Raw genomic sequence first — 11,907 nt, 5'->3', positions numbered from 1 at the left:
CCTAAAATGGGTAAGGTGGAGAAATGTTTGGCGCAAACCGGTGTATTCGGTAAACTTGCGCCACCAGAATAGTGAGAGATAAACACATGGCAAACACAGCAGCCGCATTGCACATTCTTGTTAAGCACAAAGAACAAGCTGAAGACATCATCAAGCAACTGAAAAAAGGCGCTAAATTCCAAACACTAGCGAAAAAATATTCAACTTGCCCGTCTGGCAAACGTGGTGGTGACCTCGGTGAGTTCCGTCGCGGTCAAATGGTGCCTCAATTCGACAAAGTTTGTTTTTCTGGTGAAGTGTTAACTCCGCACTTGGTCAAAACAAAATTTGGCTGGCATGTGGTCAAGGTTCTCTACAGAACATAGCCTCTACCCAGAGCTCATGAGCTGACTTTCGAGTTTCTCGAACGCCAGTACATACGAGCAGAAATCATGGTAAGCACGAATTGGCTTGCCATGATTCATTTATTCTTGCCCAAAATCATTCAGAGTCAGAAACTCTAATTAATTCCTTTCACACCATTATTTCTAATGGCTTCAAGCTGACTGCAAATAGACAACGTATCTCAATAGCAACCCTTACGTTCCCCAAAAACTTAGTCTTTAACAAATATAAGTTGGAGCGACGACCGTTCTCCCTTTGACTTAACTTGAGAAAACAACTCATACAAGATCAACGCACACTAACGCATTGTTAAATTAATGTTTAATAAGTGAGAGTTTTATTGCTCTTTTACTAATGTCTAATATTCCTACCGGTAGCAACACATGCTTAATAAGTGCAAATCAATAAAGGTGCTCGATAGCAGCTAGGGTGTGGTCTCGTATTGGTCGAGGTTTGTGTACCTCGCGAAACTCTAGTTGAGATGGTTCAGCTTTGAAACGTAAAAAAGGATAACTCAATGTCTGACTCAAGTAAGACTTTTTACAGGGATGTGCGCAAGAAACCACATGAATTTGAAAGCCGAGAAGACTTTCTAAACCATGATTTAACCGTTATGAGCTTTCGTCGCTGGGGTATTCATTTGCCATCGCGTGATTACAGTATTGAAATCGAAGATTGGGTACCAGCGTTAGCCGCCACCATAGGCAAAGTGGTTATGGTGACCGCCATGGTTGCGGCCTTTGCCGCTCAGTTTGGTTTATCTCCGGAGTTCGTTGCAGAAAACGTGCGTTACGAACTGCTTATCGCAGGTGCTCTGTTCGTTATCCTGTTTTCCGCCATCCTAAACCCCAACGCAAACTTAGCCGGTACTCATGGCCCAATGATACCGCTGATTCCTATGATTGCCGCCGCAGGCGGGCATCCTCTGGCTCTCGGTTTGATGGTCTGTGCGTTTGGTTTAATTCTCGCTTTTACTAAAGGCGGATCAAAACTCATGACCCTGACTGGCATTGGGGTTAGAGGTGGGTTGCTGATCTACCTTGGCGCAGTAGGATTGATCGGACAAATCAATAAGACAGAAGCGTGGGCTGCAAGTACCGACCAAGGTTACATCTCGTTTGTGGTCATTGGTCTAACGGTTATGGTTTATGCCTACTTAGCCAAAATCAACAAACGTTGGTTGGCTATCCCACTGTGTTCTGCGCTAGCTGGTATTGTCGCTTACGCGATGGGTGCTGAGTTTGCTTTTACCACGGAGCCGGGCCTGCCTAATTTCAGTCCATTCTACTGGTGGGGTGAAGATACCGGCTGGCAACTAGGTTGGCCAACGTTAGAGCACTTTATTGCTGTTACGCCATTTGCTCTATTAGCCGTCGCTATGTGGTCTCCTGACTACCTTGGGCATCGAGTTTTTCAAGAACTTAACTACCCAAAAGAAGCGAAAGGCGTACTAATGGATGTCGACGATACGATGGTCGGTGCGTCTATTCGTCAGGGGGTTGGTTCACTATTAGGTGGCGGCAACCTAGCTTCTTCTTGGGGTACGTACATGATTCCAGCCGCAATTGCCAAACGTCCAATTCCTGGTGGCGCGCTGTTAACTGGCTTAATGTGTATTGCTGCCGCGGTAATTGGTTACCCAATGGATCTCGCGATGTGGGAGCCTGTGTTACGCGTTGCGTTAATTGTCGGCGTGTTCTTACCACTTCTTGAAGCGGGTATGCAGATGATCCATAAGCATAAAGATTCACTCAGTGCAGGTATCTGTATTTTTGCTTGTGCATTCGTTAACCCAGTGTTCGGCTGGGCAATAACTATGCTGTTGGATAACCTCGGACTTATCGGTGACCATGAGCGCGCTAACGAACTATCAGGTAAAGATAAATACCTGATCCCTGGCGTAGCCTTTATCATTTGCGCAGGTTCCCTTGCTGTCGTTGGTCAGCTTCCGGGTATTCCCGCTCTAATTAGCTAATAGACGCTCGTTCTAAAGGCATAGATGGTAACTATCTATGCCTTCTCTCTTTCCCACTCTACTCTTGTCCAAAGTCCATCGGATATTAGATAAGATTATTGGTTCACTTCTTTAGTGCTGAGTTAAACTCGATAAAGAGGGGGAAGCCAATTTTCACTTCAGCGCCCTAGTCATTTGGAATTGGTGACTTGAAGTTGATGTAACTGGTTTATGCCCTATTGTCATTTTCGCTCATAAATCGCTTGCTCTTCTAGTTCCAAATTTTCCCCAATAAAATTCATCTGAAAGGAATGCAACTCACTTCGTAATTGCTAATTAAAAATGATTAATTAGCAATTACCTGTCTGAGGGTATGCTGAAAATGATTTTGAGTCACTTCGGGACAAAAGAGTGACGCTTTGTGTCTACGTCACGGGCTGCTTGTTTGTGTTGCAGCTTCGGCTATTTAAGAAGTCGAGTTGAGTTTTGATCTCCTTCTCTAACTCACCGACATAGATTAATGATGTCTCGATATTAGCGTATTTTCCGCTTCTGCTTGCACTAAACCAATTGAATGACCCCACCGCCATATACCGATCATCAGCAAAAACGCTTTTACTATGGACACCATTTATCACATTGATAACGATACCAAGCTGTTCCAAGGTCGCGCAGCAATGTTGAAACGCTTTTACTTTATTAGTATCCGGGTGGTTTGCGACCGTGGTATTGAAATGTCTGTCGGTGTGTATGGTTATCTGGACACCTTTGTGCAGTGCTGTTTTTAGTAGTTCTAACTGACCAGTTGATTGCAGTTTGTCTAGCAGTAACCAAGGCGAGACGATATCTATTTTTCGTTGTACTTCCCTCAGCAGTTTTGATAAGAACGCATCGTGCTCTTCGGCATTGGTTAGCAGTTTCGGATGGCCGCATATTTGTAATAAATCGGGGCGTTGACCAACACTAAACTCAAGCTCATTTCGCTCGTCAGTGAAGAGATACTTGGCGAGTAATCCTCGTGGAGAAGATGATGGCGCAGCTTCAATGATATCCAAATCACCAAACACCAAGAATGCATCTTTGGCTCGAGAGACAGCGACGTTGAGCATTGACGGATCCATATCGATAAACCCGCCATCGTTGTGTCTGGTGTACACCTGGGAAAAAATAATGATTTTGCGTTCAGCACCTTGAAGAGAGTGAACGGTGCCAACGGTTAGTTGGTCATCCCCCTTGCCTGCTTTGATATCGAACTCACCACACGCGGTCTTGATCTGGTTCACTTGAGCTGAAAATGGAGTAATGATACCCACACACTTGGCCAGTGGCTCGCCGTAGTAATTCTCTATTTCAACCTTATTGGCATGTAGCCATGCAGCGATAGTTTCTGCTTCTAACTTATTGCGTCGGCTGCCGCTAAATGATTCCGCGATACCGTCGACGTGCAAATGACTGAAAGGAGAGTAGAGGCTATCTTTGGTCGCTTGTCCTCGCTTGGGGATCAGGATACCTTGATAGCAAAGGTCATTGCAGTATGAGATTAATTCATCGTAGCAGCGTCTATGTTCTTGCAAAAACATTCCAGGCTCAGCTTCCGGCATATAATGAAAGCGGCTTGCTTGTTGCGCTACGTGCATCACACTGCCAGTCACTACACTTCGGCCTTCCTCTTGAATGACCGTGTATTCATCATCAGAGCTGATAACTTTATGCTGCTTTAAATTACCCCGGTCAATTGATGAGCACACATTTCTAATCGGCGGGATTTGGTAAATATCACCAATCACCAACGCTTTTTTGGCTAGTGAGAACGAGGCTGCGGCAACTTCTGGAGCTACTTGGCCTGCTTCATCAACGATCAAAAGGTCGATTTCATTAAGCAGATAGTCAGTTTCAAATTCATTATTTCCAACGTGAGACTGGTAAGTCATATGAGAAGGCAGAGAATGGAACGTTGATACAATGCAAGGAGTAAGCATCATTCGGCGTTGCCAGCGAGGACGAACTGTTTTCAAACCTGTTTTCCGGGCCTGCTTGTTCAACTCTTGACCCAAATCTCGGCAACTGAGCAGCCAGCATGCTTCCCAGTAATGGACCGCTAAGCGGAACATTCGAAAACGGGTCGTGATATCTAAAACCGAATCGATGTCAGTCAGTTGTGGAATAGTTTGCTCTGGAGAGTCTTCAGTAAAGTTATTGATAGAATTAAGCCAATTCAGTTGTGATTGCTCAAACTCTTGATACTGCTCTAGCCAAGATTGATACCGATTTTTTTGATCATCAAAATCGTCTTTTTTACTAGAAAATACTTGCTTGAGTAGGCTCTCAAATCGGTCTGATGACAGATTTTCAATTTGCTCTTCATCGTGCTCAATAAGGTTATACATGAAACTCCTGCGCTGGAGTTCAAGTTTATTCTTAATTGGCGGTAACCACTTAAACAGAGTTAACCATGTAGATTCATTGCCGAGGTAGCTTCGCCACGCAGTTAACTGTTCTTTGGCGTTATCTTTCAATGCTTGCGCATTAGAAACGGCTTGTTGTTGATCTGCCAATGTTTGTTGGGGATTGTTCCCCAGCCGAGAATGGATGTCATTTAGTTGGCGGTTGTAGTGATGCCAATTGTTTTGGATGTGATCTAACTGGTTTTGATGTTGGCGCAATTCGGCAAGGAGATACGCTTTAACTTGCGTTACATCAGTAAAATTCTGTTGTGGAAACGCCTGTTTTGCTCTATCCAAATAATGCGCTTGGGCTTGATCGAGAAAATCCAACTGCTCGACTTTTTCATAGAAATGCTTAGTTTGGTAACTTTTGGCTGCTTCCAATTCTCCATACGCCGATGGCAGGTAGCCACCATAGCTAAAAATGTCGGGCAACCATCGGCCTGATAGTTCGTCGTCGCCTTCATCGAAGTCTTTACCAAAGGCATCAATGATGTTGGTTACTGCTTGATTATTAGTCGATGCCGCAATGATTAGCGGCGGCTGACTCTCTTTTAGCGCAGATTCAATCCACAGTGATGCGACTACAGATAGAACAAACGTTGTTTTACCTGTGCCAGGAGGACCATTTACCGCAAGAATATCGCCTTCTTGCATGGCTAAGGTATGGGTCAAGGCATCGCATTGCGCTTTAGTTAGCGGGAATTGACTATTTGAGTGGCCAAAACGCGAATGCACTGTCTGAGATACTTCAATACATTCATCGTGGTTGGTTACTGTTTTTGCCGCGTAACTATCAAGCAGAGGCAAGGCTGTGCTTGAATTGCTCAGGTTATCGTACAGTTTTAAAATATGCCTTGAAGCTCCCAAGCACTCGCTGATTTTGTTGACTAAGCCACGACTTTCAATGTGTTCGTAGAACTGCTTGATTCGGTTTCTATCGCAGTAATCGGCAAATAGTTTTTGGGTGAGTCCGTAGTAGTTGTGCCAATCTTTTTGATGGTTCTGATACTGTTCTTCTTGTTCGAATTTGGCTGGAATACTTTCAGTAGACTGCGCTGGAATTTCATTTGTTGTTAGGAATTCATCGAGCTTATCGACGTCAGCGATAGTAAAGGTGTCATTTCCTTGAGGAGCAAGCAAATCACGAGGTATGAATGGCGTGGTGTTGGGAAATAGTAGTCCTTCACGATTGACCCATAAAGAGCAGACAATTGGTGTCAGTACACCAGGCATATTGCCGCTGTAATCTTTCCCATGAACTTTCCGAAGATAATAGGTGACCGGTCGATGATGAATTTGTACGGCGGTTAGGGTATCTGCTTCATTGCGAAACAGATCTTCTAGCAATGTAGAATCAGGTTTAAGCTTACCTTCTTTGAACTCGTCGGTTGTCGTTCGCACATAATTTTTCAGGTCTTGCTTTTTTAATGCACCTTTCGCGCTATCGGCATCGGCAAGAGAATTACGCCAATAGTGAATCCAGCCCTGATTATTCATACCCGGTCCTTGAAATTTTTGCGATAAGCATGTGATTTTAGTCGAATATCCCCTTGCCAAGGGAGTGTTTTTTGTTAGAACTTTGAACAATTTCTTACTTGTCGATCTTTTAGTCATTCGGATGATGACTATTCGAGCCGTCGAAGAATTGGGGCAGGGGTATTAAAGTTTATTTCTCCTAATGTTATATGAATTTAATGATTAATTATGTGAATGTTTGGCTGCTGGTGACTTATGCATGTATAAACAACTAAAATGTTGTTTTTATGCTGATGGACAACTTTTAAGTTGTATTGGTGGCTTCTGGAAGTTATCGCAAACATCGCACTTGTTGGGCAGGTCAAATCCAGAGCATTGCTGCGTGATTAGTGCGTGAGGTACACGTTTGTCTGTTCTTCACAGCTAAATCAGAACACTTTTGCATTTATATTCATCTTAGATTTAGGTAATTGATGAAACCGCAATAAAAAACTAATGTGCTTGGAGTAATCGTTAGCTGCAGACCTAACTGATTTCTGTCCAAAAATGCGTTTAGAACGCTCTTCTCTCCCAAAATTGATGTGGTGAAAGTGTTTTACGGACCAGAAACATTTTCTGGTTTTTCAAAGAAAATAGTTAGTCTCCGTTCATTTTCTCACCGTTGCTATCGGTCTATTGCATGCCTTAGATATTTTCCTTATTGGTAAATTTATCATTAGACTTCTATTCTAAGCTAAAAGGTTTTGATGGGGGCTGAGTCGTACCCGCTGCCGTTTCATCTGGCAAATGGAGTTCCTCAGTCAAGGAAGGGACTTATCCAACACGGAGTATAGTGCCATGCATCATTCATTATCCTTGCCGATTTTATTGTTGTCGTCTGCGATTGTGCAAGCGGCGGTTCCAGAAAGCCTTGCTATACCGCAGGCTTACCTCGATAGTCATCCTCATCCCGTTCATACAACTCCACCTCCGGCTTATGCCGTGGATCGTATTCTCGTTAAATTCCGTCCCGGTGCAGCGGCGTCTGACGTAGGGGAGTTGATGCGTGAGAGCAGAGCCAAATCGCTCAAAGTCATTTCCGGCATTGATGTGCATGTTTTGCAAGTGCCTGTTGGAACAGTGGAAGCGCAGTTAGCCCGTTTTAACCAGAACCCGAATGTGTTGTATGCAGAACCTGATATCAACCACATTGTTCAGTATGTTCCCAATGAAGGTCTCGGTGGAAGTATCTATGCTAGTGACTACTTTTCTGAGCAGTGGGCGCTCAATAATACTGGGCAAGTACATTCTACCGTGGTGAATGACCCACTATTTGGTCCGTATCTGGATGAGGCCTCTGGCTTGCCTGGTGCAGATATCAATGCTCCCGAAGCTTGGGATATGACGAAAGGTAATTCTGCCGTCAAGATAGCCATTCTCGATTCCGGTATTGATTGTCGTATGGCAGGGGATAGCGTCAGTAGCATTGAGTTCGGAAATGGGAAATGTGTCGAGCAACAGAAATTTGTCACCGACTATCAAAGTGATACGTTAGAGGATGTAGTTGGACACGGTACTCATGTTGCTGGTATTGCGGCAGCTCAGACAGATAACGGTATTGGTATTGCTGGGGTCGGTTTTAACAGTTCTGTTGGCAACCTGAAGACGTGCTACGAATATCTGATTTATAGCTGCGACCCATTTTTTGGCTGCTTCCTTATCGCAGCGACGGGGGTATGCCCGCTATCTTCCTCCATTGATGCGATCACCTATGCTGCCGATAACGGCTACCACGTGATTAACATGAGTTATGGCTCTGATGAAATCGATGAAGAGGGCAACCCGATTAGCTTAGTCGGTTATAGCCAAGCGGAAAATGATGCCGTTAACTACGCTTGGGGGAAAGGCGTGTTGTTAGTGAGCGCAGCAGGGAACGCCGGAGACCCGATAAAGAACTATCCCGCAGCTTATGACAACGTGATTGCCGTAGGTGCGACGGATGACGATGACAATCGTGCCAGTTTTTCTACTTTCGGTAGCGATTGGGTGTCGCTAATGGCACCCGGTGACAGTATTCTCTCGACGATGCCAAATGAGCAGTGTGGTACCTTCGATTACGATAATGACGCCTGTCTGCATTGGCAGTCGGGTACATCCATGGCCAGCCCTCATGTTGCTGGCGCAGCTGCGTTACTTTGGGCATACAAATATGCAGATCAGTTATCCGATCCTGCAACTTGCCAAGACGCTTCTGGCGTACCTTGTAACCAGATGATTCGTATGATGTTGGAACAAGGAGCGGATCCAATAGGTGCTGATGGACAAGATTTACAGAGCATCTCTCAATACGGACGACTTAATTTGGTGGGAGCTCTGACTGCAACACCTTCGGAACCGCCACCACCACCTCCTCTAGTCGTTAAGGCACCAGAAGCTCTTTCTATCTCGATCACCAATAGTATTGTCTTTCTCAATTGGAACTACTTGGGGGATCAGGATGCCATTGCAGGCTTTAGAGTCGAACGCGAGAGTTGGAATGCAAAACGTAATCGATGGCAAAGCCTAAGCAGTTGGGATGTTCTCGACCCTACGGCCACGACGTTTGAAGATTCCAGTGTCAATGGCGAAGTGCATTATCGTGTTGGCACCATTCAGCAAAGCGATGGTTCTTTGTTCTGGAGTGGATGGAGCGATAACATCACGGTTGCTGGTTCTGGTGGTGGTAAGGGCGGCGGAAAAGGTGGAGGAAAGCCGAACAAATGATCGCCATGAAAAAGGCCCGAGAAGAGGGCCTTTTTGTGTTTTTAACTTTCTATGTTTTCCATATCGAACAGAGATAAATACGGCTCTGTGGCTAAAGATTTGCCACGAATTGTTTATTAAACTCAGCGTTTACTTTATCGCTTAGCTGTTCGTATTTTTCGCTCAACGCAATTTGCTGCGCTTGTAGATGAGTTGGGTTCTTAGCAAGATCAGAGGCATGAAGTTGGCTCATCTCTTCCATAAAGCCGCTAGTTAGCTGGCTGAAGATCGCGTCTTTACCGATAATAAAGCTCGCAAAATTCTCTTTCACGAATGCTTGTTCATTCGGGTTTAAGTTTTCTAAACCCAGACGTGCTTGGTTAGCAGAGGTTACATCATCAAACGTTGCGTTAGCTGGGTTCGTGCCTGGCTTCAGATAGGCGGCATCATTTTTAAAGTCATTGGCATTTTGAGTAAACGCGTTTTCAATCAACTTTTGAGAAAAGCTTCTGACTTCGAACGTTGACTGCACTGGCTTATGGTCGCTGACATTCTCAAAACCATCTGTGATAACACTGGTTTGGTGGTTCTGTAAGTTGCCCGTTTTGTTGGTTAAACCAGTATTATCCAGCTCACCGAAGTCAGGGCGATCTCGGCCTTCTTTCTGCTTAATATTGCCAGTGTGCTTATCTAGCTGCATGTAAGTATGGCTATCGAGTGGTTTGAACTTAAAGCCATGTTTCGCTAAGTGCGTATCATCATGGGCAATTGGGTCGTACAGCACATCAGAGCCTTCAGCAACGCGCTTCTCACGTTCATTGAGATCGCCAGTGATCAGAACTTCCTCATTTGGATTAATGCCTTCCATCAACTTGTTGCCTTCGAACTCACGTTTGACTTCTTTGTTGGAATCCAGGTGTGCAGAAATGACGTTTAAAGGTTGTCCATTGATCTCCAAAGCCGTTTTCACGCCGCCTTTATTACCCGTGATGCCCATGAAGAATTCCATGTTTCGTCCACCGATGCCGTGACGATATTCAGACTCATTTTTCACGTTAATATCGACGCCATCTTTCGCAAAAACAGACATCGAAGTGTAGCTGATACCTTCACCAAGCCCTTTAGTCATGACTTTCATTTTGTTTTGGCTAAGCAGGTTCATGCCATCGAGTTCTAGGTCGTTAGCAAGCAATTTCGATTCTTGTTCGGCAAATAAGACCACATCATAGTCACCCTTTTGGATAAGGTTTTGGAAGTAGTTCTTCGTCTCTGCAGGCATCTTTTGGTTGGCTTGGTTGTACGTTAACGTCAGGACCTTAACGTTGCCGTTGTTCTCTTTTTTGTGCAGTTGTTGGTTCATCAAGTTCAGCTTTAAGTCGCTGTTTTTCGATGAATCTGTTTTGCTAAAAAAGCGATTAAAAAAGCTGCGATTTTCTTTTTGTTTGAGGCTAATTTCACCATCATTGCTTTTAGTAACGCTGTATTCTTTACCAAATATAGAGCCAAATTTAACGGTATCGCCTTCTTTGGCATTGGTTTTGATATTTTGAATATCTGCGAGGTCTAAATTACCTCGATGTTGACTATTAATTTGAATTGTCGACATAAAATAAACTCATTTCTAAACATGGTCGTTTTTAGCGGGATTAAATGAAAATCCCAGCAGGTAATTGTTCTGGAATTGCTGCTTCGTTATCGGTTTGTTCAATGAAGAGGTGCCACTGCTCAATTTTTTCTAGCAGTTGTTGGAATGTGTTTTGAACATAACTTTGAGGCTTATTAGCTAAAGAAATAACCTTATAAACGGTCAGTCTGCGGCTATCCGGCATTAAACCAACGCCGAAACCACCTCGAAATGGTTCTAGCGCGTGTTCACCGATAGCAATTGCGATGGCTTCTGGCAGAGGTGTTGGCAACTCAACAGGGCTGGTCAACGACATGTGCAAATTGATGGTGGTTTCGTTCTTAAATATGGTTAAGAAAAGCGCTTCATCATGGTCATTTGTATTCGATGACAGTTCGCATTGAAATAATCCGTTTGCATCGAAGTTCGCGTCGTTACCTAAAAAACTGATGCTTTCTTGGTAGATATCCATTGTTTTCCCCTCAATCTAAAAATTTATTATGGTTATTACTCATTTTGGGAAAGAGTATAAGAGTGAGGGTGTGGAAGGCTATTGAGTATGGGCGTAAGTTTTTATTTTTATCGTATTAACACGGACCACAACTAGAGGGCGGCGACCTGTTTAGTTCGTCTGAGAGTGGTTTGTCTGAATAAAGTATTCATCTTTTATTCATGGCTCATGTGAAGAATAACCATGTCTTTTACATGGAGAAAGAAGATGGACGCGAAAACGAACAATGCAATCTCAAAATCAATGATGTTTTTCCATTGGGTTATCGGGCTTGGAATGATTGCGGTACTCATTTCTGGTCTAGTTATGGATGATGAATCAAACAACTTACTTTTTAATGCTCACATGTCATTCGGACTTTTAGTCTTAGCCTTGAGCGTGCCTAGGTTAGTTGGGAGACTCATTGCGGGTATGCCAAAACCTATGACTGAAAGAAGTAAATTTGAGTCTATCGCGGCGGCTGTGGTTATGTATTCTCTTCTGGCCTTAACTGTGGTATTGCCTTTGTCTGGCATCGCGGTTTCTGTAGGAGAAGGGTACGGTCTGAGCCTGTTTGGTTTTGAATTAGTGAGTTCTGGCAGAGAAATACACATGCTGAAAGAGCTGGGCGAGGAGATCCACGAGTTTAGTGGTGAAGCGTTGTTGCCATTCCTATTGGTTTTGCACCTTGGTGCCAGCTTTATGCATCACTTTATTAAGCAGGACGGAACGTTGCTGAGAATGTTGGGCAAAGCTTGATAAGACAAAACAAGAATGTGCTTCGAAGGTTTCTGAGCAACAAAATGGCAGG

At 44.1% G+C, this 11,907-nt stretch carries 7 protein-coding genes; 4 read left to right on the top strand and 3 right to left on the bottom strand.

Annotation, left to right across the window (positions count from 1 at the left end):
• Window positions 1-86: 86 nt before the first annotated feature.
• Window positions 87-365 carry a peptidylprolyl isomerase PpiC gene (gene ppiC / locus ACF8OV_RS22965; protein ID WP_005375342.1) on the top strand — a complete coding sequence of 93 codons (279 nt, stop codon included), beginning with the start codon at window positions 87-89 and terminating at the stop codon, window positions 363-365.
• A gap of 536 nt (window positions 366-901) precedes the next feature.
• Window positions 902-2,359: a DUF3360 domain-containing protein gene (locus ACF8OV_RS22960; protein WP_017447905.1), complete on the top strand. Its 1,458-nt coding sequence runs from the start codon at window positions 902-904 to the stop codon at window positions 2,357-2,359.
• Between the two features lie 404 nt (window positions 2,360-2,763).
• On the opposite strand, the gene ACF8OV_RS22955 is transcribed toward ACF8OV_RS22960, so the two are convergent.
• Window positions 2,764-6,282, bottom strand: a complete 3,519-nt coding sequence (locus ACF8OV_RS22955) for an AAA domain-containing protein (RefSeq protein ID WP_203504179.1) — start codon at window positions 6,280-6,282, stop codon at window positions 2,764-2,766.
• Window positions 6,283-7,098: 816 nt separating this feature from the next.
• On the opposite strand from ACF8OV_RS22955, the gene ACF8OV_RS22950 reads away from it, so the two are divergent.
• A complete protein-coding gene (locus ACF8OV_RS22950; RefSeq protein WP_203504178.1) occupies window positions 7,099-9,003 on the top strand; it encodes a S8 family serine peptidase in 1,905 nt (634 codons plus the stop codon).
• 91 nt (window positions 9,004-9,094) lie between these two features.
• Here the strand turns inward: ACF8OV_RS22950 and ACF8OV_RS22945 are convergent, their stop codons facing one another.
• Window positions 9,095-10,588 (bottom strand): VPA0450 family T3SS effector inositol phosphatase, encoded by a 1,494-nt coding sequence (locus ACF8OV_RS22945; protein ID WP_193305166.1) that lies wholly within the window; start codon window positions 10,586-10,588, stop codon window positions 9,095-9,097.
• 40 nt (window positions 10,589-10,628) lie between these two features.
• Entirely contained in the window at window positions 10,629-11,078 is a 450-nt protein-coding gene (gene ati1, locus ACF8OV_RS22940; protein WP_017447901.1) for an Ati1 family type III secretion system chaperone, read from the bottom strand.
• Between the two features lie 246 nt (window positions 11,079-11,324).
• Between ati1 and ACF8OV_RS22935 the strand changes: the two genes are divergently transcribed.
• The gene (locus ACF8OV_RS22935; protein ID WP_258495912.1) at window positions 11,325-11,855 is read left to right on the top strand and encodes a cytochrome b; all 531 of its coding nucleotides are present in this window, start codon (window positions 11,325-11,327) and stop codon (window positions 11,853-11,855) included.
• The last annotated feature ends 52 nt before the right edge of the window (window positions 11,856-11,907 follow it).

Origin of the sequence: Vibrio sp. GLN_1, from assembly GCF_043106015.1 — a bacterium.
GTDB lineage: Bacteria > Pseudomonadota > Gammaproteobacteria > Enterobacterales > Vibrionaceae > Vibrio > Vibrio parahaemolyticus.
This window is presented reverse-complemented; position numbering and strand designations above follow the sequence as displayed.

Excerpts from the sequence above, each read along its gene's own strand:
- ppiC (WP_005375342.1), top strand. The coding sequence starts at position 87 with ATGGCAAACACAGCAGCCGCATTGCACATTCTTGTTAAGCACAAAGAA.
- ACF8OV_RS22960 (WP_017447905.1), top strand. The coding sequence starts at position 902 with ATGTCTGACTCAAGTAAGACTTTTTACAGGGATGTGCGCAAGAAACCA.
- ACF8OV_RS22955 (WP_203504179.1), bottom strand. The coding sequence starts at position 6,282 with ATGAATAATCAGGGCTGGATTCACTATTGGCGTAATTCTCTTGCCGAT.
- ACF8OV_RS22950 (WP_203504178.1), top strand. The coding sequence starts at position 7,099 with ATGCATCATTCATTATCCTTGCCGATTTTATTGTTGTCGTCTGCGATT.
- ACF8OV_RS22945 (WP_193305166.1), bottom strand. The coding sequence starts at position 10,588 with ATGTCGACAATTCAAATTAATAGTCAACATCGAGGTAATTTAGACCTC.
- ati1 (WP_017447901.1), bottom strand. The coding sequence starts at position 11,078 with ATGGATATCTACCAAGAAAGCATCAGTTTTTTAGGTAACGACGCGAAC.
- ACF8OV_RS22935 (WP_258495912.1), top strand. The coding sequence starts at position 11,325 with ATGGACGCGAAAACGAACAATGCAATCTCAAAATCAATGATGTTTTTC.